Raw genomic sequence first — 24,063 nt, forward strand, 5'->3', positions numbered from 1 at the left:
ATGCTCTATCGGCTGCTCTACAACCTGCTGATCCACCTGGGCTTGCCGCTTGCGCTGCTTGCGCTTTACAAACCGAAGAGAGGCAAGCCTGGTTTTGGTGCGCGCTGGGCCGAGCATCTGGGGCGGACGCCGGCCAGCGGGCAGGAGGCGCCGCTCTGGATCCATGCGGTGAGTGTCGGCGAGACGCTCGCCATCACGCCCCTTATCCGGTCCCTCAAGGCCGAGCGGCCGGATTTACCTATCCTGCTCACCACCACCACCCGCACCGGCGCCGAGCAGGCGGCCAAGCTCGGCGATCTGGTGGTGCATCGCTACGCCCCCTCGATTACCCCTGGGCGGTGGCCGCTTTTCTCAAGTGCATCCAGCCTCGCGCCCTCTGGGTGATGGAGACGGAGCTGTGGCCGAACTGGCTGGCGGCCTGCGAGGCGCGCCATCTGCCGGTGACCATCATCAATGCCCGTCTCTCGGAACGCTCCTGCCAGCGCTATGCCCGCTTTCAGGGGGCGTTCGATACCCTCAGTCGACCGCTGACCCATCTGCTCTGCCAGCATCAGGACGATGCGGATCGCTTTGCGCGGCTTGGCATAGGTCGGGGGCGGCTGGCGGTGACTGGCTCCATCAAATTCGATATCCAGCTGGGTGACGAGGTGCAGGCCAAGGGACATGCATTGCGCCTTGCCCTGGGCGTAGATCGGCCGGTCTGGATCGCCGCCAGTACCCATCAGGGCGAGGATGAGCAGGTATTGGCGGCGTTTGACAGTGTGCTGCAACGTCATCCCCTGGCCTTGCTAATCCTGGTGCCGCGCCATCCGGAGCGCTTCGATCGGGTGGCCGAGCTGTGCGCCCCTTATGGCTGCGTGCGGCGCACCGGCGACGCCCCGATCCGCGAGACGGACAAGGTCTATCTCGGCGATACCATGGGCGAGTTGCCGCTGATGCTGGCGGCGGCCGATGTGGCCTTCGTCGGCGGCAGTCTGGTGAAGGTCGGCGGTCACAACTTGCTGGAACCGGCGGCGCTGGGCAAGCCTTGTCTGAGCGGCCCCGCCTACTTCAACTTCAGCGACATCACCCGCCAGCTGGTGGCTCAGGGGGGCGCGGCCCTGGTGATGGATGCCGCCGCGCTGGGGAATAAGGTGAGCGAGTTGCTGGCCGACGAGGGCGAGCGCCGCCAGATGGGCGAACAGGCCCGCGCCGTGGTGTTGCGTAATCAGGGGGCGCTGGCGCGCACTCTGTCCCACTGCCTCGCCAGCCTGGAAAACGACTGAACCCGGGCAGATGGGCACAAAAAAACGGAGCGCATGGCGCTCCGTTTTTTTGTGCGGGCTGAGGGTCAGCGCACGATCAGGCCGAGCAGTATGCCCACCACGCCGAAGTCGGCATCGCTGAAGGTGGTGTTGGCAAAGCCAAGATCCCCCAGCACAGGCAGCAGGAACACCGGCAGGAAGGTGATCAGCAGGCCGTTGGCGAAGGCGCCAAGCAGAGCTCCGCGGCGACCGCCGGTAGCGTTGCCGAACACCCCGGCCGCCGCGCCGACGAAGAAGTGCGGTACCACGCCCGGTATGATGACGGTGAGCCCCAGCAGGTAGAGCAGCACCATGCCCACCAGACCGGCGGTGAAGCTCGACAGGAAGCCGATCAACACGGCGTTGGGGGCGTAAGGGAAGACGATGGGACAGTCGAGCGCCGGTTTGGCGTTTGGGACCAGCTTGTCGGAGATCCCCTTGAAGGCCGGCACGATTTCGGCGATGACCATCCGCACACCCTGCAGGATGACGTAGACACCGGCGGCGAAGGTGATGGACTGCATCAGGGAGAACATGAACCAGTGCTTGCCCTTTGCAACGCTGGTGACGAACTCGGGCCCGGCAAAGGCGGAGGTGATGAGGAAGATGATGCCCATGGTGAAGGAGATGGCCACTGGGGTATCGCGCAGGAACAGCAGGCTCTTGGGCACCTGCACCTCTTCACTGCTGTGGGCCTTGTTGCCGAACTTGGCGCCGATCCAGCCGGCCAGCACGTAGGAGATGGTGGAGAAGTGGCCGAGAGCCACCTCGTCCGAGCCGGTGATCTGCTTCATGTAGGGGTGAGCGAGGGCCGGGAACAGCACCATGGTCACGCCGACCACCAGGCTGCCTACCGCGATCAGCGGAATGCCGCTCATGCCGCCGGCGGAGAGGATAGCCGCCACCATCATGGACATGAAGAGGGTGTGGTGACCGGTCAGGAAGATGAATTTCCAGGGGGTGAGGCGGGCGATCAGTATGTTCACCAGCATGGCGAAGAACATGATCATCGCCATCTCCTTGCCGAACGACTGCTGGGCGATGGAGACGATGGCTTCATTGTTGGGAACCACGCCCTTGATGCCGAAGGCGTGCTGGAAGATGGTGGCAAAATCGCCCAGCGAGTTCACCACCAGGGTGGCACCGGCCCCCAGGATGACGAAGCCCATTATGGTCTTGACCGTGCCCTTGATGCACTCGGTCACGGGTTTCTTCTGGGCAATCAGGCCGATGAGGGCGATCAGGCCGACCAGCACGGCCGGCTCCGACAGCACGTCAAACATCAGAAAATTGAAAAATTCCATGGTGAGCTCCAAGCAGATGGAAGAGGCGGCCCGCAGGCCGCATGGTGGATCCTTAGAGTGCGCCCAGTTCGCGCAGGGCGATGGAGAGTTTCTCTTTCATGGCGGCCTTGTCGACCATGTTGTCCAGCGACACCAGCCGGCCGTTGACCCCCATGCTGATGAGCTGCTCGGCGATGTCGCGGGTAGCCACGAACATCTCGGCGGTTTCACTGCCGGCGGAGGCGAGATCCCTGTGATCCACCTCGGCAGTGACTGCCAGCTCTTTCAGGATGCTCTTGATGCTCATCTCCATCATCAGGCTGGTGCCCAGGCCGTGTCCGCATACAACCAGAATTTTCATCGTCTCTTCCTTTGTCGGGCGCAGGGCGCCGCTCAGTAACGCGCCAGAATGCGCAAGATGTCGTCTTTGGTGTCGGCCGCCATGATGGCCGCCACGTCCTCTTCGTTCATGAACAGCTCGGCCAGCTGAGCGATGGTCTCCACGTGGGAGTTGCTGTCGCTGGCGGCCAGGGTGATGAGTAGCCGGATCGGGTCATTGCCCTCGGAGCCGAAATTGACCCCGGTTTTCAGCACTGTCAGCCCAAGGCCGAGACGGTTGACGCCATCTTCCGGGCGAGCGTGGGGCATGGCCAGGCCCGGGCCCAGCACGTAGTAAGGGCCGAGCTCTTCGTGGGAGCGAAACAGCGCCGCCACATAGGAGGGCTCTATGGTGCCGTTGGCCAGCAGGGGAGCGGTGGCGAGCTCGATGGCATGACGCCAGTCGCGGGCACCCGTTTCGATGGAAATGACCTCTTCGGTCAGCAGTTGAGTCAGCATGGCAATGATCCGGCTGGATGAGATGGCGCCAATCTAGCGATCTTGCCCCGCGATAACTGTGAGCCTGATCGCGAAAGTTAGCGCTATCAGATAGCGCTAACATGGAATTGTGATAGCGCTATCATTTATGTCATGAGTGGGATTCATCTTGCCCCTCCACTCGCTCAAAGGGGGTAAAATCCGGTTTGAGAAAATAGTCAGTGCCGCACTTTTGCCTTAAAGTGAGCACCCGTATGTCGAGGAAGGGAAGGGATGTCAGAAGCGAAGAAGCGCCGTAGCACGGGTCGGGTGACCCTCAACGATGTGGCCCAGCTGGCCGGCGTGGGCGCCATGACGGTGTCGCGTGCCCTGCGCACCCCCGAGCTGGTGTCAGACAAGATGCGCGAGCGCATCGACGCCGCGGTGGATGAACTCGGCTACATTCCCAACCGGGCGGCGGGTGCGCTCGCTTCCGCCACCTCCCAGACCATAGTGGTGATAGTGCCCAGCCTGACCGAGCGCGGTTGCGGCGAGATGATCGCCGGGCTGCAGCAGACCCTGCTCGATGAGGGTTACCAGATAATGCTGGGGGACGCCCAGCACCTGAAGCAGCAGGAGGAACGCCTGCTGACCAGCTTCTTGCAGCACAACCCGGCCGCCGTTGTGCTGTTTGGTGGCGATCCCGGCGAGACCATCCGTGCCCGCCTGAAAGCATCCCGCCTGCCGGTCGTGGAGGTGGGGGCCATGGCGCGCAACCCTGTCGACATGAACGTGGGGGTCTCCAACTTCGATGCCGGTTATCAGCTGACCCGTCACCTCATCGAGCGCGGCTATCGCAACATCGGCTTTCTTTGTGCCCGCCAGGAACAGTGGATGCTGCAACAGCGCATGCAGGGCTGGCAGAAGGCACTGCTGGACAACTACCTCTCCCCCGATGCCATCATCAACACCTCTGAGCTGCCGAGTTTCAGCACAGGGGCCGCCATGCTGGGGGAGTTTTTGTTGCGCTGGCCCGAGCTGGATGCACTGGTGTGCGTCAACGACGAGCTGGCGGCGGGGGTGCTGTTCGAGTGTCAGCGTCGTCACCTGAGCGTGCCTGGCAAGCTCGCCATCGCCGGGTTCGACGATCTGGATGTGGCGCGGGCCTGCTATCCGACGCTGACGTCGGTCCGGATCCCCTATCGCAAAATGGGACAGGAGGCGGCCGAACTTGTCTTGCGCCAGCTGGCTGGCGAACCTGTCATGGGCACCGCCCTGACCCTGGATTTTCAACTGCAGAAACGTCAAAGCAGCTGACGGGTGACGCCACCATCTCGACAGGCAACCATGTTCAAGGTGCTGCTACTGGGCAATCAAGATGGCAGACCACGGCGACCCTGACCCGGCTGGCTGAGAGTCGGCTGCCGGCCTAGCTGGCTGAGCGCCAGGCCATGTGCATCGGTACCGCTAGTCTCACCAGCCATGCTGGCGGTTTCGATCTGCCGACCAGCGTCATGGCCTTCATACTGCGCCATATGCGGTTGCAAGGGGGATATTGCGCTGTGCCCACTGGTGTGCCGCCAATTGGCGTGGTAGCGACTGGCGCGGGATCTGTTCGTCAGCTGCTGCGCATCGGCGGCCACCGAGATCGGGCTGGAGCCGGTGGTGGACGCTGCCCAAGCCATCACACCAGGCTGGATTGCGGGCCGCACTCTGGTCAAACTTTGATCCTGCCTTGACTGGCGAGCCCCATTTTTCTGGATAGACTTTGAGGGCGGGTGCACTATCCAAGGAGAACGAGCATGGGTGGACACAAGCCGGATTACGAGCTCGACGATGACTGGGAGCCGGAATCCTGGGAAGAGCAGTTGGAGGAGTTGGACGACGACAGTTGGCAGTTTGATGACGACCTAGACGACCAATGAGACCGAGTAGTACAAGTTCAGGCGGGCCAAGGGCCCGCCTGATTTGTTTGGCTATCGCAAAGCGGGCTTGGTGGCGGGAGATCTGCTCGTTAGAATGAAAGCCCGAATGACGCTCAAGGATGAAGATGCGCCTATTACTCATACTCTGCGCCAGCCTGCTTGGCGGTTGTGTTTCCAACTCGGATGACCCCTGTGAAAAGCTGTGGGATCAGGTTGGCGAGGCCGATGGCAAGCTGGGGTTTACCGAACAGAGGGTCGAGTTTCATCAGACCCAGTGCGGTATCAAGGTCGATGAAGCACTCTGGGAGCAAGGTCGCAAGAGGGGGCTGGCCTGGTATTGCCGCCCCGAGCATCTCTATCTGGCCGGCCGCTCAGGTGAGGAGTATCGCGGGGTCTGTCCCAATGATGCTCAAGCGCGCAAGCTGTTCGCGCAGGGGCGCCAGGGCTGGACGGATCAGTAAGGCGGCTGTGCGCGGGAGACACACCCTTATCGCAATGGTCTTGTGACGAGGCCAGCGCCTGTGGTCCTACTTCTCCTTGAGGCGCAGCGGTTGACAGAGGTAGCTCTTGTCATTGGCACTGCGGGCGCATTTGCCACAGATAAACTTGGGTTTGCGCACTATCTTGCGCAGGGCCTTGAGATCGAAGGGGATCTCTTGGCGGCGCCATTCACACAGGGTCTTGTTACCCATACGATCCGACCACCTTGGCTGTTGTGTCGCCGTATTCTAATCGATTTGCATTACTAATACAGTGTGCTCGTAGCGGGTCACTGGTAGAGAAATTTGGTGAAGATCAGCTCCTTGACCGCTTTCTTGCCTGTCTCACGGACCAGCAGTTCATTGACTTTGGCCTCGCACTCTTTGCGCAGCTCTTCGCGACTGGCGAGCGACTTGATCTGTTCGGCCGTCTTGCTGCCCATCAGACGTATGATGGCGTCGCGGATTAAGGGATCATGAGTCTCCAGCAATTTGAGGTTCCCGTGGTTTTCAGCCATCAGCTCGACGGTGACCCGCACATAGCCCAGGGTCTTGCCCTCGCTCAGGTAGTTGGTGATGATATCCGGTTCAAGGGGATGGTAGGCAACCCCATCCTGTTGGGCGGCGGCATCGGCGGACTCTTCTGCCCAAGCCGGGCTGGTCAGCAGGGCAAGCAGCAAAATGGCGAACTGGCGAGCGTGTTTCAGTGCATAGGGCATGGTCGGGGACTCAGACTGGTGAGGTGTCCCATTTTTGATGTTGCCTGCTGGGGCGTCAAGCACGGATTTCCTTACATTTTTCGATCGATTTACGGATAATAAACCGGATTTTAACCTGATAACGGAACTCTCTGGATGGTGATGCGGTGAAATCCGAGCTGACTGTTCCCCTCATGCGGATTAGCGACTGGCTGGCTCCAGCCAGTGCCATGCCGCCAGCTGAGCTGGCGCCCTGGTTGTTCGACACCGGGTCCATGACGGCGCGCCTGCGTCGCCATAATGATCACTTCTCCCTGGAGCTGCTCGGTCATCACCAGCAGGCATTGACGCCGGATGAACAGGCTCTGCTCGGTGTCGTAACCGGACTGCGGCGGGAGGTGATCCTGCATGGGGATGGCGGGCCTGCCGTGCTGGGCTGGACCCTGTTCGCCGACGAGGCCCTGGTCGGGGCCGCACTCGACCAGCTGGGTGAGCAACCCCTGGGCGAGCGTATCTTCGGGGCGGCCCCCGCTTCGCGGGATTGCCTGCAGCTGGCTCGCTTCGAGCTGGTCGATGGGGTGGGTGAGTCCAGCGCGGTCTGGGGACGGCGCTCACGCCTCTATCTCAATGGCTGGCCTCTGCTGGTGCACGAGGTGTTGTTGCCAGGGCTGGCACGCTCGAGCCAATCATAGCTTCGACCACTGGCGTGCTGGAGACACCACCAGTTATTCCATGATCGGAGGCGCCAGTGTCAGCCCTCGGGCTGCTTCTCTCTATCGGCCTTGATCTTCCCGAATTTATACAAGGAGTTGCTGTGATTGTATTGACCAAGGAGCGTGGCCTGGCCTATGCCCAGCTGGCCCGGCTCGACAAGCCGATCGGCACTCTGTTGCTGCTCTGGCCGACCCTGTGGGCGCTCTGGTTGGCGGCAGGCGGCCTGCCCAATCTCGGAACCTTGCTGGTGTTCGTGATAGGGGTCTTCTCCATGCGCTCGGCGGGATGTGTCATCAACGACTACGCAGATCGCAATTTTGATGGCCATGTGAAGCGTACGGCGGGCCGGCCTCTGCCCATGGGGAAGGTGAGTCCAAAAGAGGCACTGTTGCTGTTTGCCGTGTTGGCGTTACTCTCCTTTGTCCTGGTGCTGACCCAGAATGCACTCACCATAGGTCTGTCGTTTGCCGGTCTGCTGCTGGCTGTCTGCTACCCCTTCATGAAGCGTTTCATCTCCATTCCCCAGCTGGTGCTCGGTCTGGCTTTCTCATGGTCTATTCCCATGGCCTATGCGGCGGCGGCCGATGCCTTGCCGCCGGTGGCCTGGCTCATCTTTCTGGCCAACCTGTTGTGGACCATCGCCTATGACACTCAGTACGCCATGGTCGACAGGGATGATGATCTGCGGCTCGGCATCAAGTCGAGCGCCATCCTGTTTGGCCGCTTCGACAAGTTGATCATCGGATTGCTGCAACTGGCCACCCTGCTGATCTTGCTGGGCGTAGGGCAAATGATGATGCTTGGCGCCAGCTATTACTGGTGCCTGCTCGGCGCCGCCATCCTGTTCGTCTACCAGCAGCGACTTATTCGCGGACGTGACCGCGAGGCCTGCTTCCAGGCATTCCTCAATAACAACTATGCCGGTGCCTTGGTGTTTGCAGGTCTGGTGTTGCACTACTTGTAGAACCAGGAGAATGGATCTCGATAAAGGCCGCGCTATGCGGCCTTTATCGTATTGGTGTGGAAAGTTGATGCCAGTTCATGGTGGGGAGAATAGAGAAAGGGCCGCATGATGCGGCCCTTTGGTGGTTGCGGGGAGCGATTGACGGCTCACTCGCATGGCGCGGTCTTGATGAGCTATTGATTGCCAGCCTGTATGGTGCGCCGGATCTTGTTGCTGAGTAGGGGCAGTATGTTGTCGGCCAGAGCCTGGAAGCGACCGAGATCGGGTTTGCTGCCCGAGTCCAGGTACCCTTCGCTGCGCAGGGTATGGATCAGGGTGCTGAACAGCTTCTGGTCGAAGAACTCGGGGGCATTGATACCATGCAAAGTGCCGAGTCGCTCAGCCATCATGAGGCCGTCAGCCTCCAGTTGTTCATCCTCTATGCTGGGCTGGGCCAGCATGCGAGTCAGCACTATGGCATAGCGTTGCAGGGTCTCCTGGATGCTCTCGGCCAGCAGCAGCAGGCGCATCTGGTTGCCGAGATTGACCCAGTGACCGCCATCGCGCACTTCGATGAGTTGCTGGCGCTGCAGCTCGGCCAGCAGGGCATCAACCAAGTCGGGTAGCTCCTCCTCTTCATAGCGCAGGAACAACTCTGTCTTGAGCAGGGGATAAATGTCGATACAGCGCGCCACTATCTCGTTGCGGGAGATCCCCTCGCAGCGCTCAATCAATGCCGCCACCAGAGAGGGCAGTGCGAACAGGTGCAGGATATTGTTGCGGTAGTAGGTCAGCAGGATAGCTTGATAGCGATCCAGGCTGATGATCTGGCCCAGCTTGTCTTCGCTGACCTGAAACTTGTTGAGCTCCATGGCCTGATCCAGCAAATCCTTGGCATCTGCTTCCGGCAAGGTGCTGTGCTCGCTGTAGGGCACCTGTTTGAGCAGGTCCAGATAGGTATTGAGCTGGGCCTGCAACTCGTCGCGGGTCAGGGCGTGGCGCTCTGCGGCGAGCAGCGCCAAGGCGCTCAGTGTCAGACCATTGATCGCGGCGGCATCATTGATGCGGATCATCAGTAAATCGGCCAGCTGGGTGACAGTGGGTGCCATCCAGTCTGGGCGTTCTTCCCGGCCAATGTCAGCCTTCCATTCGGGCACATGCTCGTTGAGATAGCCATTGAGGGTCAGTGGTTCGCCAAAGTTGACGAAGCCGCGACCATAATTGCGCAGCTTGCGCAGTATGCCCAGCACTTGCAGGAAGCTCTCCTTCTCCTTGCGACTGCCCTTGAGCTCGTTATGGTAGGTATTTACCTCCATCACATGCTCGTAGCCAAGATAGACGGGCACCAGGGTCACCGGCCTGTCCAGGCCACGCATCATGGCTTGCAGCGTCATGGCCAGCATGCCTGTCTTGGGGGGCAGCAGGCGACCTGTGCGCGAACGTCCGCCCTCAGTGAAGAATTCCACCGAATAGCCCTTGGCAAACAGCAGATTGAGGTATTCACGGAACACTGTGCTGTAGAGGGGGTTGCCCTTGAAGGTACGGCGAATGAAGAAGGCGCCGCCACGTCGGAACAAGGGACCCGCCGGCCAGAAGTTGAGGTTGATGCCGGCGGCGATATGAGGCGGCACCATGCCCTGGTGGTAGATGACATAGGAGAGCAGCAGATAGTCCATGTGACTGCGATGGCAGGGTACGTAGACAATCTCATGACCCTCCTGGGCCAGTTGACGCACCTTTTCAGCGCCATTGACCGAAAGGCCGCGGTAGAGCTTGTTCCACAACCAGCCGAGGAAGCTCTCCCCCAACCGGATTAGCCGATAAGAGAAGTCAGAGGCAATTTCATCCATGTAGTCATGGGCGCGTTTCTGCGCCTTGTCGAGGCTGATATTATCGCGCTCGGCCTCTTCCTCTATGGCTTGCTGGATGACCCCGGAGTCCAGTAGCTGTCTGAATAACAGGGTGCGATTAGGCAACTTGGGGCCGGTCGCAGCCAGTTGCTGGCGACTGAAGTGGATGCGAGCGACACGCGCCAGCTTGTGGGCGATGGCCTCATCAGTTCCATGTTTGTCAGCCATCTGGCGCAGGGAGAGCGGTGGCGAGAAGCGCACCAGGTTTTCCCGGCCCTTGAGGATCACGATCAGCGCCTTCTTGAGCCGGTTGGGCGCCAGGCTACTGATGATGTTCCAGCCGGAGGCTTCCTCTCCTTCACGGCCCGGGGCACGGCCCCAGAACAGGGTGATGGGTACTATCTGCACGTCCAGCCCGCTATCAAGCTTGTGCAGATCCAGCAACTGCTGAAACTCTTGCAGGAAGGGAAGTGGCTTGCTGCGCGCGCCAAACAGAGGCGGTGGCCGGTCGAGGCAGACGTAACGAGGGACGGTTTTTCCTCCCAAAGCAAGGGGAGTGAAGGGGCCTGGCAGGCCGAGATCTTCACAGCATTGCTGAAGCGTCAGCAGATCGGTAATTGAACTGGTTTTCAGGGCATAGACTATGGGTCTGGCCGGGTCCAGGTCGAGCTCTGTGATGGGGTTTTCCGGCAGGCTCTTGTGATTGACCAAGCCACTGACCGGCCATTGCAGTATGGCTCTGGAAATTCTCTGCCCAAGGGACATATGCGTCTGCTCTCCAAAAAAAGGCGGCGTGAGCATAGCAAATCATGTTGTGCTTGTCGCCGAGAGGTACGATGAGTCCGCGTCCGAGGGCGGGAACCGGGTTATTTAGGTCGAGAGTGCGACAATTGTCAGTCGAACCTTGCCTTGGTCAACACACTGTATATACTGCCAGTGTGCTGTATAAAAAAACAGGTGCCAATCTTATGAAACCCCTTACTCCCCGCCAGGCTCAGGTGCTGGATCTCATCAAGGCCAACATGAGCGAGACCGGCATGCCGCCGACGCGCGCCGAGATCGCCCAGAAACTCGGCTTCAAGTCGGCCAATGCTGCTGAAGAACATCTAAAAGCCTTGGCCAAGAAGGGAGCCATAGAGATACTACCTGGCACTTCCCGTGGCATTCGTCTTTTGCTCGACGATGTTGAGGCGGCGGCGAACGAAGATCAGGGTCTACCGCTCATCGGTAAGGTGGCCGCGGGTGAACCCATCCTGGCTCAGGAGCATATCGAGAGTCACTATCAAGTCGATCCCGCCCTGTTTCACCCAAGAGCCGACTTCCTGCTGCGCGTGCAGGGCATGAGTATGAAGAACATAGGTATCATGGACGGTGATCTGCTCGCAGTACACAAGACCCAAGAGGTACGCAACGGTCAAGTAGTCGTGGCGCGTCTTGATGAGGATGTCACCGTCAAGCGTTTCCAGCGCAAAGGTAGCCAGGTGTGGCTGCTCCCCGAAAATGAAGAGCTGCAACCTATCGCCGTCGATCTGGCGAGCCAACATCTCACCATAGAGGGGTTGGCAGTTGGTGTGATCCGCAACGCCGACTGGATGTAGCCCCGGGCCCCGTCGAGGGGCCTTGTTATTCCCGCCTGTTTTCTTAAATTCTTTTTTAACACTTTTTTCACACATCCTCATTTGCTGCTTTACTTAACCTGTTGATTGGCACCAAAGACCAATCTCAGGGAAGAAATGCCCGACAGGGCAGCGCTAAAAATGGGGGCAGAGTGAAAAGAGTCCTGATTACTCTCTCAATCTTTCTATGTGCCTGGAGCGGTGTTGCGCTCGGCAATAGCATGCGCTTCAACATGACGGAAGGCGTCAGCGCCGTCAGTCGCAACGTTTATGATCTGCACATGACCATTCTCATCATCTGTGCCTTGATAGGCTTGGTGGTCTTCGGCGTCATGTTTTGGGCCATCTGGCGCCACCGGCAGGATAAAGGCGCTAAAGCCGCCCACTTTCACGAGAGTACCAAGGTCGAGATCCTCTGGACCTTGATCCCTTTCCTTATCCTTATTGGCATGGCCATTCCGGCCACCCGCACCTTGATCGCGATGGAAGACACAGCGGATGCCGACCTGACGGTGCAGGTCACTGGGTCGCAATGGAAGTGGCACTATCGCTACTTCGATGACGAGGTCGAGTATTACAGCTTGCTGGCGACACCCCAGGTGCAGATCGACAACAAGCGCAGCAAGGGGGTGAACTATTTGCTCGAGGTGGATCGCCCCTTGGTGCTGCCCACTGGCAAGAAGGTGCGCTTTCTCATCACCTCTCAGGATGTGATCCACTCCTGGTGGGTGCCCGCTTTCGCGGTGAAGAAGGATGCCAACCCGGGCTTCATCAACGAGGCATGGACCCGTATTGATCAACCCGGTATCTATCGCGGCCAATGTGCCGAGTTGTGCGGCAAGGGACATGGTTTCATGCCCATAGTGGTGATCGCCAAGCCTGAGGACGAGTTTAATCAGTGGTTGAGCAAGACCCGAACCGAGCAGCTTGCGGCCAAAGAGCAGGAGCAGAAACTGCTGGCCATGACCATGAGTCGGGACGAATTGATGAAGCTTGGCGAGAAGATTTATATCGGTCACTGCGCCGCCTGTCACCAGGCCAATGGCGAGGGGGTACCGGGCGCCTTCCCCTCTCTTAAAGGCAGTCCGATTGCCATGGGACCCAAGGCAGACCATTTGGAGCGAGTGTTGCACGGCAAACCAGGAACGGCCATGCAGGCCTTTGCCAACCAACTAAGCCTGCAGGAGCTGTCAGCCGTGATCACCTATGAGCGCAACGCCTGGGGCAATAACAAGGGCGATGAGGTGCAGGCCAAGGATATAGATGCCTTCCTCAAGGAAAAATCCAGGTAGGAGAGAGCAAGATGAGTGTCGTCACGGATGTCGATCATCATACAGAACATGCCTACAAGCCCAGGGGCTTGCTGCGCTGGTTGCTGACTACCAATCACAAGGATATTGGAACCCTCTATCTCTGGTTTAGTTTCACCATGTTTTTGACCGGGGGAGCCATGGCCATGGTGATCCGGGCCGAGCTGTTTCAGCCGGGATTACAGCTCGTTGAACCCGCCTTCTTCAACCAGATGACCACGGTTCACGGCCTGGTGATGGTATTTGGCGCCGTCATGCCTGCGTTCACCGGGCTGGCCAACTGGATGATCCCAATGATGATCGGGGCACCGGACATGGCGCTGCCCCGCATGAACAACTGGAGCTTCTGGATACTGCCATTCGCCTTTCTGATCCTGCTGGGGTCGCTGTTCACAGAGGGAGGTGGGCCCAACTTCGGTTGGACCTTCTATGCACCGCTCTCGACCCACTACTCTCCCGACAGCACGGCCCTGTTTGTCTTTTCCATCCACATCATGGGGATCAGCTCCATCATGGGGGCCATTAATGTCATAGTGACTATCTGTAACCTGAGGGCGCCAGGCATGACCTGGATGAAGCTTCCTCTGTTCGTCTGGACCTGGTTGGTGACAGCGTTCTTATTGATCGCCGTCATGCCCGTGCTGGCCGGAGTGGTGACCATGGTGCTGACCGACAAATACTTCGGTACCAGTTTCTTCGATGCTGCCGGAGGCGGGGATCCAGTCATGTTCCAGCACATTTTCTGGTTCTTCGGTCATCCCGAGGTCTACATCATGATATTGCCGAGTTTCGGCATCATCTCTGCCATAGTCCCCACCTTCTCTCGCAAGCCACTGTTTGGCTATAGCTCTATGGTCTATGCCACCGCCTCGATCGCCGGGCTGAGCTTCCTGGTGTGGGCTCATCATATGTTCACCACCGGCATGCCGGTGTTCGCCGAACTGTTCGTCATGTATTGCACCATGCTCATTTCGGTGCCGACAGGTGTGAAGGTATTCAACTGGGTGGCTACCATGTGGCGCGGGTCGCTCAGCTTTGAGGTGCCCATGCTGTTCGCCATTGCCTTCATAGTGCTGTTTACCATGGGGGGATTCTCCGGGCTGATGCTGGCCATCACACCGGCGGACTTTCAGTATCACGACACCTATTTCGTGGTCGCACATTTTCACTATGTATTGGTGACGGGAGCCATTTTTTCCATCATGGCGGCGGCGTATTACTGGCTTCCCAAATGGACGGGACACATGTATGACGAGCGGCTCGGTCAGTGGCATTTCTGGTGTTCCGTTATCTCGGTCAATGTCTTGTTCTTTCCGATGCACTTCCTTGGCCTGGCAGGCATGCCGAGGCGGATCCCTGATTATTCAATCCAGTTTGCCGATGTTAATAGCATCGTCAGCCTGGGGGGATTTGCATTCGGTCTATCTCAACTCATCTTTCTCTATGTGGTAATCAAGTGCATCCGAGGTGGCACCGCGGCACCAGCCAAACCCTGGGATGGTGCCCATGGTCTGGAATGGGAAGTGCCATCGCCAGCGCCCTATCACACCTTCACCACCCCACCCGAGGTGAAGTGAGATGCACGCAAAGCTCACCCTCAAGCTGATGCTGATCACTCTGTTGATGTTCGGGTTTGGCTATGCGCTGGTGCCTTTGTATGACGTTTTGTGCCAGATCACGGGGATTAACGGCAAGACGGAGCCTGTGGCGGCTGCGGCTGCCACAGGAGAGGTCGACAGATCCCGCACTGTGACGCTGGAACTTGTGGCCTATCCCTTCCCAGGCTTTGAGGGTAAGTTTGCCCCGGTCGTCCAACGGATAGAGGTACATCCTGGCGAGTTGAGCAGTACCCATTTCATGGTCGAGAATCTGGCAGGTAGTGCCAGGGTTTTGCAAGCCGTGCCCTCAGTGACCCCCGGGCTGGGCGCCCGTTATCTGCACAAGACAGAATGTTTCTGTTTTCAACAACAACACTTGGCCATCGGAGAGAAAGCGGAGTTACCGCTGCGCTTCTATATCGATCAGGCCCTGCCAGCCGAAATGCATACCCTGACACTCTCATACACCTTGTATGACGTGACCAAGGCGACGAGTCAGGGCGGTCAGAATGGTTGAAAGGATCTCACATGACGAGGCATCGAGCCCCGTATCGGAGGCGAGTATGGCGAATAGTTCGAGTTACTATGTGCCGGCGCAAAGTCCCTGGCCCATCATGGGGGCTGTGGGCCTGTTCCTGATGGCATTCGGAGCCGGTACCCTGATCAGTCATGGCAGTCCGGGAGGGTGGCTGTTATTGGCGGGGATCCTGACCATCATCACCATGCTGTTTGGCTGGTTTGGCCACGTCATCAATGAATCCATGAGCGGGCTCTACAGCGAGCAGATGGACAGATCTTTTCGTCAGGGAATGAGCTGGTTCATCTTCTCCGAGGTGATGTTCTTCGGCGCTTTCTTCGGTGCTCTTTTCTATGCCAGGGTGCTGTCGGTTCCCTGGCTGGGCGGGGAGCATTTTCATCACCTCAGCACCCATGAGGTGCTCTGGCCTGATTTCAAGGCGATATGGCCGCTGGTTACCACGCCCGCTGGCATCCGTACCGAGGCGATGCCCTGGCAGGGACTACCGCTTGCCAATACGCTATTGCTGCTCAGTTCATCGGTGACGTTGCAATTTGCCCACCAGGCCCTGGAACAGGGGCATAGGAGCCGGGTCAAGGTACTGCTCGGCAGCACAGTCTTACTTGGTTTTCTTTTCCTTTCATTACAGGTATTCGAATACCACCATGCCTATACAGAAATGGGGCTGACGCTTAAGTCCGGCATCTATGGCAACACCTTCTTTATGCTGACCGGCTTTCACGGGATGCACGTATTCCTAGGCTCTCTGATGCTTTCCATTATGTGGCTCAGGGTGATGAAAGGGCATTTCAATGCACATCAACACTTTGCCTTTCTGGCTAGCGCCTGGTACTGGCATTTTGTTGATGTGGTCTGGCTCTGCTTGTTTGTTTTCGTCTATATCCTTTAGAGAGCGCTCAGAAAGGTGAAGGGTTGATGGTCAACAGGCCGCCCAGCATGGCCAGCAGTAACAAGGCGACTAGCAGCACTGAGAAGAGCACTCTGCGTCCCAGGTAGTGACTCGCCGGTAGGTGAGTCTGGCCCCTGACCAGTTGGAACAGGGCCCTGAACAGGGAAATCAGTACCATGGCGAGCAGCAATAACAGGACAAACTTGATGATCATGGTCGTTACTCTCCGGGCGATGACGTGATTATAGGTGGCTTTGCAGGGGCAAAAGGAAGAGTTGGTCTGCTAGTACTGGCCTGTGCCATGGCGTTGCTCATGGTCTGGCTCGGCAGCTGGCAGCTGACTCGTGCCGCGCAAAAGCGCCAGTTGCTTGACCAGATGCATCAGCGTGGCCAAGTCGAACTGAGTCTGCAGGACCTGTTGGTCAAGGAGGACAGGTATGGCTATCAGCTCTCAATGGAAGGGGGATTTGCCCCAGGGGTCACCCTCTTCCTCGATAACCAGGTTTATCAAGGGCGGCCGGGTTACCAGGTTTTACGCCCTATGGTTACGGCACAGGGGTTATTGCTGGTCGATTTGGGTTGGTTGCCCCAAGGACAAGATCGTCAGGTTATACCAGCTGTTTCACAACCGGCAGGAGAGTACCGAGTTCGAGGACGGGTGGCTCGCCCCTATCATCCCCCTCTGCACCTCGGCAACGCGGAGGAAGAGTGGCCACATCGGCTCCAGACGATAGATACCCCCTGGTTGGCGAAGCAGTGGCACCAACCAGTTTTGCCCTTCGTGCTGGTGCTAGAGGAAGGAGGAGCCTGGCCTGAGTTAATCCATCGCCAACCTGAGATGCCGATGGCCCCATCCCGACACATCGGTTATGCCGTGCAGTGGTTTGTCATGGCATTGACCCTGACCGGACTGACTGCTTGGTGGTGGCGCAAGACAACCCACGAGGTTGAGGCTGAACATGTGCACAGAGAGAAGGAGGCGAAATGAAGGCGACGCCACTATTGGTGCTGGTGCTGGTGTTCTTGGCGTCTCCTGCCATTGCCTGGCTGGTGCTTAGCCAGCACTGGTTTCAGGGGGGGGCGACAGCTCAGGGAGAGTGGGTACAGGGTCAGGTGCCCCAACAGGGCCGGTGGCATCTGTTATTGCCAACAGATGCCGCTTGTGATGTTCGCTGCAAGGCGGGTGTCTATCTGTTGCACCAAAGCTGGCTAGCGCTGGGTCAGGAGCGGGATCGGGTGGTTCCCATGCGCCTGGGCAGCGAGAGTCTGGATCCACTGATCAAGGCGGCGGTGAATCAAACCGGGCTGGCACAGGGCTACATCTATATCGCGGATCCCAGAGGACAGCTGGTCTTACGTTATCCCATTACCCTTACCTCGGGAGATGAACTGTCGGCCGGGGAGGCTATGCTGGCTGACCTTCGCAAGCTATTGAAATTATCAAGAATAGGATAAGAACAATAAACCATCTGGCCCATAGGGTCTTGGGGGGGGATATGCGCTGGATCAGTCTGTGTGCCTTGTTGCTCGCTGCCGTAGTGGTAGTACTCGGTGCTTATACCCGGCTGACGGAGGCCGGTCTCGGCTGTCCGGACTGGCCAGGATGTTATGGCTTTCATATGGTGCCCAGCCAGAGCCATGAAGTTGCATTGGCCGAGCATCGTTTTCCTGATACTCCACTACAACCACACCTTGCCTGGAATGAGATGCTCCATCGCTATTGTGCCGGGATGCTTGGTCTCGTGATCTTGGCCATGGTGCTGGTCTCCTTCCTTCGACGGCAGGGCCGACTGCTAGCCTGCCTGACATTTGGCTTGGTACTGGGACAGGCCTCGCTTGGTATGCTGACGGTAACCATGAATCTCTTCCCTCTGGTGGTGATGGGCCATCTGCTAGGAGGGATGACCATATTGGCGTTGCTCTGGCTGGCTAACTTGAGGCATTGGTCAGTGGCTACCGAGTCAGTGATCCCGATCCTCTATCCCTTCCGCACTCTCTGGCTGACCCGAATTGGTTTAGGGGTGTTGGTAATGCAGATAGCACTGGGTGGCTGGACTTCGGCCAACTATGCGGCGCTCACCTGCCATCAGCTGCCCTGGTGCGATGGGCCCTGGTGGCGCTGGCTCGATTTTATCCAGGCCTTCGATCCCGTTCCGCCACCTAGCGACAGTTATCAATTTGGCGTATTGCCATATGGTGCTCGCATGACGATACAGCTGACCCACAGGAGTTGGGCCGTCGTTACAGGGCTTACCCTGCTGCTGCTGGCATGGCGTATTGGCCGAGAGGGGTTGGTTGGTTTGGGATTGGTGTTGGCAGCTCTGGTATTGCTGCAAATAGTCTTGGGGGTGAGCAACATTGGTTTGTTGCTGCCCCTGCCCGTTGCACTGGCCCATCATGGGGTTGCCGCCTTGTTGCTACTCACCATGGTGACCATCTGGTTTGCACTCGGTCGCCAGTCAGCCCGGATAAGGGAGACGTGAGATGATTCGAACCCATGGGTTGTACGCCACGGCCTGGTTGCGTTGGCAAGATTATCTGATGCTTACCAAACCCAAGGTGGTTGCTCTCCTGTTACTGACGGCGTTGGTGGGCATGTATCTCACGGGTCAGGTGCCGAGCCTGAGTCGGGTGCTTCTGGCGCTGACCGGGATCGGACTGGCGGCGGGAGGAGCGGCGGCAATCAATCATGTGCTGGACAGGCACATCGACTTGCGCATGGCTCGCACCCAGCATAGGCCGGTGGCGCGGGGTCGGATAGAGACACACCATGCGATGACCTTCGCGCTCCTGCTGTGCACTGGCGGTATCACCACTCTCTGGCTTGGGGTCAATGGCCTCACCGCCTGGCTGACGGCCTGCTCCTTGATAGGGTATGCCGTGGTCTACACTGTCTGGCTCAAGAGGGCGACACCGCAGAACATAGTGATCGGCGGCTTGGCGGGAGCCATGCCTCCTCTGCTTGGCTGGACGGCGGTCACGGGGGCACTGGATCCCCATGCCCTGCTGCTGGTGGCCATCATCTTTACTTGGACACCCCCGCATTTTTGGGCCTTGGCCATTCACCGGCGCGATGACTATGCGCGAGCGAATATCCCTATGTTGCCGGTGACCCATGGCATCGAGTTTACCAAGACCTGTGTGTTGCTCTATACCCTGCTGCTTACCCTGATCTGCCTCTTGCCCTGGGTGGTTGGCATGGCGGGGTGGGGATATCTGCTCGGAAGTGTGTGCCTCAACCTGCGATTTATACACTGGGCCTGGCGCCTCAAGTTCTCGCCGGATGCACAGACTGCGATACACTGCTTCAAATTTTCCATCACACACCTGATGGTACTCTTCGTTGTCTTGTTGGCGGATCACTGGATTGACTATGGCTAAGTGGCGTTTTTCCCTGTTGTTGCTGGTATTTGTTGCGGGCGTTTCCACCGCCTGGTTTATCCATAAACCCCAAGAGCCTGAGCTGGCGACCTACTATCCGGTCGGACGTGATCTCGGTACCTTCACCCTGACCGATGCTGATGGCCAGCCCTTCACGCCAGCCAGTCTGCAGGGACATTGGAGTTTCCTGTTTGTTGGCTACACCTTTTGCCCCGATGTCTGTCCCACCACGCTAGCTGACCTGAGGTCCATCTATCCCGATTTGAAGGCGCTGGATGCCCGTAGCCAAGTGGTATTCATCTCGGCGGATCCCCAGCGGGATACCCCGGAGCGTCTGAAGAGTTATGTCGCCTTCTTTCAGCCCGAGTTTAAGGCGGCCACCGCCCCCCATGCTGACCTGTTCCCCTTCGTGCGCAACCTCGGCCTCATCTACTCCATCGCCGATCAAGGGGAGAAGGATTACCTCATTGATCACTCAGCCTCCATAGTGCTGGTCAATCCGCAGGGGCAGTTGCAGGCCATCTTCCGGCCTGAGTCGGCCCCGGGTCAGGTGCCCCATGTGGTGATGAAGACCATGGTGTCGGATTTTTCCCGCATCCTGACCCTCGCCGGCAACTGAGCGGATGAACCCTTTACCTGCCTGGCTGCGGGATCCCGCCCGCCATGGCGCCGTGTTCGCCCTGGCGCTACCCATGGTGTTTTCCAATATCACCACCCCGTTGCTTGGCCTGGTTGATACCTGGGTCATCGGCCATTTGAGTCAGGCCTGGTTTCTCGGTGGCGTTTCGGTCGGTGCCACTCTTATCAACCTTATCTTCTGGCTGCTTGGCTTCCTGCGCATGTCGACTACGGGGTTGACGGCGCAGGCCCATGGTGCGACCAACGGGCGGGATCTGCTGGATACCCTGGCCCGCGCCATGGCGTTGGCCCTGCTCATGGGGGGGCTGGTCATGGTGCTGGTGTTACCGCTGGTGCCACATATCATCGGTTTGAGCGGGGGCTCGGCCGAGGTGCAACACTATGCTAGCCAGTATGTGGCCGTGCGTATCTGGAGTGCACCAGCGGCCTTGTGCAACCTGGTGATCATGGGGTGGCTGCTGGGGTTGCAGGATGCCCGCAGCCCGATGGCGCTGTTGATCCTGAGCAATATCATCAATATGGCCCTGGATGCGCTATTCGTGCTGGGGCTGGGTTGGGAGGTCAAAGGGGTGGCGGCAGCCTCCCTCATCGCCGATTACTGTGCCCTCGGGGTGGGTGTCTGGCTGGTGAGCCGCCGTCTGCGATGCCTTGCGCCCGACGTCTGGCAAGATGCCTGGAGCCGCTGGCGACAGTGGCCAGCCTTGTTGCGCCTGCTGGGACTTAATCGGGATATCTTCATCCGCTCCCTCTGCCTGCAGCTCTGTTTCGCCTTCATGACGTTGCAGGGGGCTCGGCTTGGTGACGTGACGGTGGCGGCCAATGCGGTTCTGCTCAACCTGCTGATGCTGATCTCTTACGGGCTGGATGGTTTTGCTTATGGTGCAGAGGCCATGGTGGGGCGCGCCATCGGCCGTCGCGACAGACAGGGATTGCGGGAAGTGATAGTGCTCAATCTGGGTTGGGCTCTGCTGGTTGCAGCAGGTTTTACCCTGGTATTTGGCTTGGCTGGGCAAGCCTTGATCGCCAGTATCACGGACCTGCCTGAGGTTATCCGGGAGGCGCAGCGCAACTTGCCCTGGCTGGTGGTCATGCCGCTTCTGGCGGTCTGGTGCTTCCTGTTCGATGGGATATTTATCGGTGCAACCCGGGCCCGGGAGATGCGTAACAGCATGCTAGTCGCGGTATTTGGTGGCTTCTTCCCGGTCTGGTGGCTATGTCAGCCTCTTGGCAGCAGCGCGCTCTGGGCTGCAATGGCGGCGCTGATGGTCGGCCGGGGCTTGAGCCTGGGCCTGCTCTGTTGGCGCATGGAGCACGATGGTCGCTTGCTCGCAACTCGCCACTGAGCTACTTCATACCCTGTCGTTTAGTCCGATCAGGTGAGCCCCTTTGTCAGCATAGGGGCTCTTTTTTTAGGGGATCCCTTCCGATCCGGTTACTGGGCGCCTTGGTAACCGAGTTGACGCCAGCTCTCGTAGACAAACACAGACACAGCGTTGGCGAGATTCATGCTGCGACTATTGGGCACCATGGGAATGCGCAACCGCTGCTCGGGGGGCAGGCCCTCAATGAGCTCCATGGGCAGGCCGCGGCTCTCCGGGCCAAATAGCAGGGCATCACCGAGGGCGAAATTGACCGCCGAGTGCGCTTGGGTCGCCTTGGTGGTACAGGCAAACACGCGGGTCGGGGCTATTTCGGCCATGAACGTTGCGAAGCTGGGCCAGCGTTTTACCTCGGCGAACTCGTGGTAATCCAGACCGGCGCGCTTGACCCGTTTATCGTCCCACTCAAAACCCAGGGGCTCTATCAGATGCAGCCGATAGCCGGAATTGGCACAGAGTCGGATGATATTGCCGGTATTGGGGGGAATTTCCGGTTGGTAGAGCACTATGTCGAGCATGACAATATCCTGATAGGGGCCTGAAGGGGCGCCAGCATAACCAGCGCTCGCGGCAATGAAAAGAGAGTCATGCCAGTGGCAAGGTGATGGTGATGAGCAGGCCGTGGGGGTCGTTATGGTCGGCCGTGATGATGCCGCCATGGCGGCGCACCGCTTCGGCGGCGATGGCGAGTCCCAATCCGGTGCCCCCCGTCTGGCTGTTGCGGGCATCATCGACCCGGTAGAAGGGCTGGAACAGCAGGGCCAGCTGCTCTGCGGGGACCCCGGCGCCATCATCGCGTATGGTCATGATCCAGTACTGGTCCGTGCTGGTCCAATCTACTTCGATCAAGCTAGTAGCGTATTTGAGAGCATTGCGCAGTGGGTTTTCCAGGGCGCGCGCCAGCAGCTCCGGCCACATCCGCAGGGCGATATCGGGCAGGGGCGGCACTCTTAGCTGCTTGCCGCTCTGGTTAGCCTCGAACAGAGCATCATCCAGTATGGGATCGAGCAGATCGGCGAGCTGATGGTGGCCAGGCGCCTCCACGTGTTGCTGGGCCCGGGAGAGATCGAGCAGGTCGCCGATCAGCTTGTCGAGCCGACCAATCTCAGATTCGATCCTCGCCAGCTCATTGCTATCCCCCTGCTTGCGGCGGATCAGGGCTTGGGCGAGCTGGATGCGGGTGAGCGGGCTGCGCAGCTCGTGCGAGATATCGGAGAGCAGTTGTTTCTGCTTCTGGATCATCAGCTTGAGTGTCTCCACCATGTGGCTGACGTTATCGGCCAACTGGCCTATCTCGTCCCGTCTATCCAGATTGGGAATGCGAGTTTCCAGTTCACCGGCCGCAATTTGGGAGACAGATTGCTGTAATTGCTGGATGGGACGGGTCAGCCGCATGGCCAGCAGCAGGCAAAGCGGCGTGCTGATCAACATGGCGACCAGCAGGATCAGCACGGGGTGGTCCAGGATCTGGATCACCAGAAACAGATAAGGATTATCGACATTGAGCCCGAAGTAGACATGGTAGCTATGGCCATTGTGCTCGAGCAGGAAGGGACCGGCGATGGCATCATCATGGTCCCGGCCTATCATGGGGCTGGTCAGTTGGTCCACCTCCAACATGAAGCGCATCACGAACTTGTCCGGTGGCGTGGTGGACTGTACCTGACCCTCCTTGTCCCGCACATAGATGCTGCCCACCTGCATCAGACCGGCGACCTGCAGTGCCTGCTGCAAGTCGAATGCCTGATCGGGCGGGGCCCCCTGCAGCAAGGCACTGACGTGCTGCTTCATGTAGAGCTGCTCTTTGGGGGGCAGGGGAATGGTGTTGCGGGGATCCAGCGACGGCAGGCTGATCACCACCGCCAGGATCAGCAGCAGCATGCTCCAGAACCAGAGAAATATCTGGCTGGAGAGGCCGTGGATGTTGTGGGGTTTCATGTTGCTTCCAGCCAGAGATAGCCGCGGCCCCGCACCGTTTTGAAGCGGGGCTGACCATCGGACCGCTCCGGCAGCTTCTTGCGCAAGTTGCTCAGATGCATGTCGATGGCGCGATCAAAGGGTTCGAGCTTCTTGCCGAGCACTTGTTCGGAAAGCAGCTTCTTGCTGATGATCTGGCCCGGGCTGCGCAGCAGGCATTCGAGCAAGCCAAATTCGGTTGCGGTCAGATCCAGCTCTCTTCCGGCGCAGCGAGCTTGCTGCAAGCCGGGTTGTAACTGGATATCCATAAACGATACTTCATCGGCGCCAAGCTTCTGAGCATTGGAATGCTGAGTGCGGCGCAGTATGGCGCGAATGCGGGCGAGCAATTCGCGATCGTCGAATGGCTTGGCCAGGTAGTCATCGGCGCCAGCTTCCAGACCATTGACTCTGTCCTGACTGTCACCGCGGGCGGTCAGCATCAGCACCGGGGTATCGAGCCGCTCCCGCAGCTTGGCCAGCATGGCGAAGCCGTTGAGCCTGGGCATCATGACGTCCAGCAGAATCAGGTCGAAGACCTGCTCATCCAGACATTGCAGCCCCTGTTCACCGTCATCAGCCACCGTCACCTGAAAACCCTCCAGAGTCAGGATCTCGTGAAGCAGCTGGGTGAGGTCTAGGTCGTCATCGACCAGCAGGATTCTATTCATCTGTTGCTCGTACCGATCATTTTTCGCGCCAAAGAGGAGGCAGGGTCAGGGTATAATAGTTTTTAACCGCAAGAGGAAAGCCGGTTGTGACTCATCAACAATATTCCCGCTGGGTC

Annotated in this window: 27 protein-coding genes and 1 pseudogene; 17 read left to right on the forward strand and 11 right to left on the reverse strand. The window is 58.8% G+C overall.

From position 1 onward, the window contains the following. A pseudogene (waaA, locus tag G113_RS04260) lies at window positions 1-1,265 on the forward strand (lipid IV(A) 3-deoxy-D-manno-octulosonic acid transferase). 65 nt (window positions 1,266-1,330) lie between these two features. Here waaA and G113_RS04265 read toward each other — a convergent pair. The 3 genes from G113_RS04265 to G113_RS04275 are packed head-to-tail and all read right to left on the reverse strand — an operon-like array spanning window position 1,331 to window position 3,403. After that, window positions 1,331-2,587 carry a PTS ascorbate transporter subunit IIC gene (locus G113_RS04265; RefSeq protein WP_005894031.1) on the reverse strand — a complete coding sequence of 419 codons (1,257 nt, stop codon included), beginning with the start codon at window positions 2,585-2,587 and terminating at the stop codon, window positions 1,331-1,333. Window positions 2,588-2,639: 52 nt separating this feature from the next. Next, window positions 2,640-2,927: a PTS sugar transporter subunit IIB gene (locus tag G113_RS04270; RefSeq protein ID WP_005321257.1), complete on the reverse strand. Its 288-nt coding sequence runs from the start codon at window positions 2,925-2,927 to the stop codon at window positions 2,640-2,642. A gap of 32 nt (window positions 2,928-2,959) precedes the next feature. Further along, on the reverse strand, window positions 2,960-3,403 hold the full coding sequence (locus G113_RS04275; protein WP_005894035.1) for a PTS sugar transporter subunit IIA: 444 nt from the start codon (window positions 3,401-3,403) through the stop codon (window positions 2,960-2,962). A 252-nt stretch (window positions 3,404-3,655) separates the two neighbouring features. Here G113_RS04275 and G113_RS04280 point away from each other — a divergent pair, with 252 nt between their 5' ends. Beyond that, on the forward strand, window positions 3,656-4,678 hold the full coding sequence (locus tag G113_RS04280; RefSeq protein ID WP_005894037.1) for a LacI family DNA-binding transcriptional regulator: 1,023 nt from the start codon (window positions 3,656-3,658) through the stop codon (window positions 4,676-4,678). 56 nt (window positions 4,679-4,734) lie between these two features. Here the strand turns inward: G113_RS04280 and G113_RS22140 are convergent, their stop codons facing one another. Further along, window positions 4,735-5,082, reverse strand: coding sequence for a hypothetical protein (locus G113_RS22140; protein WP_005894040.1), 348 nt, complete (start codon window positions 5,080-5,082; stop codon window positions 4,735-4,737). A gap of 81 nt (window positions 5,083-5,163) precedes the next feature. Between G113_RS22140 and G113_RS21955 the strand changes: the two genes are divergently transcribed. Both G113_RS21955 and G113_RS04290 read left to right on the forward strand, forming a co-directional pair. Continuing rightward, on the forward strand, window positions 5,164-5,286 hold the full coding sequence (locus tag G113_RS21955; protein ID WP_152435948.1) for a hypothetical protein: 123 nt from the start codon (window positions 5,164-5,166) through the stop codon (window positions 5,284-5,286). 125 nt (window positions 5,287-5,411) lie between these two features. Continuing rightward, window positions 5,412-5,747, forward strand: a complete 336-nt coding sequence (locus tag G113_RS04290) for a DUF2799 domain-containing protein (protein ID WP_005894046.1) — start codon at window positions 5,412-5,414, stop codon at window positions 5,745-5,747. Window positions 5,748-5,813: 66 nt separating this feature from the next. Here the strand turns inward: G113_RS04290 and G113_RS21455 are convergent, their stop codons facing one another. Continuing rightward, complete coding sequence (locus G113_RS21455) at window positions 5,814-5,978, reverse strand: hypothetical protein (RefSeq protein WP_005894048.1); 165 nt, start codon at window positions 5,976-5,978, stop codon at window positions 5,814-5,816. Window positions 5,979-6,055: 77 nt separating this feature from the next. After that, window positions 6,056-6,484, reverse strand: coding sequence for a flagellar basal body-associated protein FliL (locus G113_RS04295; protein WP_040318902.1), 429 nt, complete (start codon window positions 6,482-6,484; stop codon window positions 6,056-6,058). Between the two features lie 146 nt (window positions 6,485-6,630). Between G113_RS04295 and G113_RS04300 the strand changes: the two genes are divergently transcribed. After that, window positions 6,631-7,155, forward strand: a complete 525-nt coding sequence (locus G113_RS04300) for a chorismate--pyruvate lyase family protein (RefSeq protein WP_005894052.1) — start codon at window positions 6,631-6,633, stop codon at window positions 7,153-7,155. A gap of 122 nt (window positions 7,156-7,277) precedes the next feature. Next, entirely contained in the window at window positions 7,278-8,141 is an 864-nt protein-coding gene (gene ubiA / locus G113_RS04305) for a 4-hydroxybenzoate octaprenyltransferase (RefSeq protein WP_040318897.1), read from the forward strand. 173 nt (window positions 8,142-8,314) lie between these two features. Here the strand turns inward: ubiA and plsB are convergent, their stop codons facing one another. Beyond that, on the reverse strand, window positions 8,315-10,735 hold the full coding sequence (gene plsB / locus G113_RS04310) for a glycerol-3-phosphate 1-O-acyltransferase PlsB (RefSeq protein WP_005894057.1): 2,421 nt from the start codon (window positions 10,733-10,735) through the stop codon (window positions 8,315-8,317). Window positions 10,736-10,938: 203 nt separating this feature from the next. Here plsB and lexA point away from each other — a divergent pair, with 203 nt between their 5' ends. From lexA to G113_RS04335, 5 genes are all read left to right on the forward strand, one after another. Continuing rightward, window positions 10,939-11,568, forward strand: a complete 630-nt coding sequence (gene lexA / locus G113_RS04315; protein WP_005894059.1) for a transcriptional repressor LexA — start codon at window positions 10,939-10,941, stop codon at window positions 11,566-11,568. Between the two features lie 239 nt (window positions 11,569-11,807). Continuing rightward, on the forward strand, window positions 11,808-12,878 hold the full coding sequence (coxB, locus tag G113_RS04320; protein WP_005894061.1) for a cytochrome c oxidase subunit II: 1,071 nt from the start codon (window positions 11,808-11,810) through the stop codon (window positions 12,876-12,878). 11 nt (window positions 12,879-12,889) lie between these two features. Beyond that, window positions 12,890-14,473 carry a cytochrome c oxidase subunit I gene (gene ctaD, locus G113_RS04325; RefSeq protein ID WP_005894063.1) on the forward strand — a complete coding sequence of 528 codons (1,584 nt, stop codon included), beginning with the start codon at window positions 12,890-12,892 and terminating at the stop codon, window positions 14,471-14,473. Between the two features lies 1 nt (window position 14,474). Next, complete coding sequence (locus G113_RS04330) at window positions 14,475-15,011, forward strand: cytochrome c oxidase assembly protein (RefSeq protein ID WP_005894065.1); 537 nt, start codon at window positions 14,475-14,477, stop codon at window positions 15,009-15,011. Between the two features lie 46 nt (window positions 15,012-15,057). Next, entirely contained in the window at window positions 15,058-15,921 is an 864-nt protein-coding gene (locus G113_RS04335) for a cytochrome c oxidase subunit 3 (RefSeq protein WP_005894068.1), read from the forward strand. A gap of 7 nt (window positions 15,922-15,928) precedes the next feature. Here G113_RS04335 and G113_RS04340 read toward each other — a convergent pair whose 3' ends face one another. Beyond that, window positions 15,929-16,135: a DUF2909 family protein gene (locus tag G113_RS04340; RefSeq protein WP_005894071.1), complete on the reverse strand. Its 207-nt coding sequence runs from the start codon at window positions 16,133-16,135 to the stop codon at window positions 15,929-15,931. 87 nt (window positions 16,136-16,222) lie between these two features. Here G113_RS04340 and G113_RS04345 point away from each other — a divergent pair, with 87 nt between their 5' ends. Genes G113_RS04345 through dinF form a run of 6 tightly spaced genes read left to right on the forward strand, consistent with a single transcriptional unit; the run spans window position 16,223 to window position 21,284 of the window. Beyond that, window positions 16,223-16,909, forward strand: coding sequence for an SURF1 family protein (locus G113_RS04345; RefSeq protein WP_051106564.1), 687 nt, complete (start codon window positions 16,223-16,225; stop codon window positions 16,907-16,909). Beyond that, window positions 16,906-17,376, forward strand: a complete 471-nt coding sequence (locus G113_RS04350) for a hypothetical protein (RefSeq protein ID WP_005894075.1) — start codon at window positions 16,906-16,908, stop codon at window positions 17,374-17,376. The genes G113_RS04345 and G113_RS04350 overlap by 4 nt, the downstream gene beginning before the upstream one ends. A gap of 41 nt (window positions 17,377-17,417) precedes the next feature. After that, window positions 17,418-18,404, forward strand: a complete 987-nt coding sequence (locus G113_RS04355; RefSeq protein WP_005894077.1) for a COX15/CtaA family protein — start codon at window positions 17,418-17,420, stop codon at window positions 18,402-18,404. 1 nt (window position 18,405) lies between these two features. Beyond that, a complete protein-coding gene (gene cyoE, locus G113_RS04360; RefSeq protein WP_005894079.1) occupies window positions 18,406-19,302 on the forward strand; it encodes a heme o synthase in 897 nt (298 codons plus the stop codon). Next, a complete protein-coding gene (locus G113_RS04365; protein ID WP_005894081.1) occupies window positions 19,295-19,921 on the forward strand; it encodes an SCO family protein in 627 nt (208 codons plus the stop codon). The genes cyoE and G113_RS04365 overlap by 8 nt, the downstream gene beginning before the upstream one ends. A 4-nt stretch (window positions 19,922-19,925) precedes the next feature. After that, window positions 19,926-21,284 (forward strand): MATE family efflux transporter DinF, encoded by a 1,359-nt coding sequence (dinF, locus tag G113_RS04370; protein ID WP_005894083.1) that lies wholly within the window; start codon window positions 19,926-19,928, stop codon window positions 21,282-21,284. An 89-nt stretch (window positions 21,285-21,373) separates the two neighbouring features. Here dinF and trmL read toward each other — a convergent pair whose 3' ends face one another. From trmL to G113_RS04385, 3 genes are all read right to left on the reverse strand, one after another. After that, a complete protein-coding gene (gene trmL, locus G113_RS04375; protein WP_005894085.1) occupies window positions 21,374-21,838 on the reverse strand; it encodes a tRNA (uridine(34)/cytosine(34)/5-carboxymethylaminomethyluridine(34)-2'-O)-methyltransferase TrmL in 465 nt (154 codons plus the stop codon). Between the two features lie 67 nt (window positions 21,839-21,905). Beyond that, window positions 21,906-23,258 carry an ATP-binding protein gene (locus G113_RS04380; RefSeq protein ID WP_005894088.1) on the reverse strand — a complete coding sequence of 451 codons (1,353 nt, stop codon included), beginning with the start codon at window positions 23,256-23,258 and terminating at the stop codon, window positions 21,906-21,908. Beyond that, on the reverse strand, window positions 23,255-23,947 hold the full coding sequence (locus G113_RS04385) for a response regulator (RefSeq protein WP_005894089.1): 693 nt from the start codon (window positions 23,945-23,947) through the stop codon (window positions 23,255-23,257). The genes G113_RS04380 and G113_RS04385 overlap by 4 nt, the downstream gene beginning before the upstream one ends. Window positions 23,948-24,063 lie beyond the last annotated feature (116 nt).

Origin of the sequence: Aeromonas molluscorum 848 (assembly GCF_000388115.1) — a bacterium.
Classification (GTDB): Bacteria; Pseudomonadota; Gammaproteobacteria; order Enterobacterales; family Aeromonadaceae; genus Aeromonas; species Aeromonas molluscorum.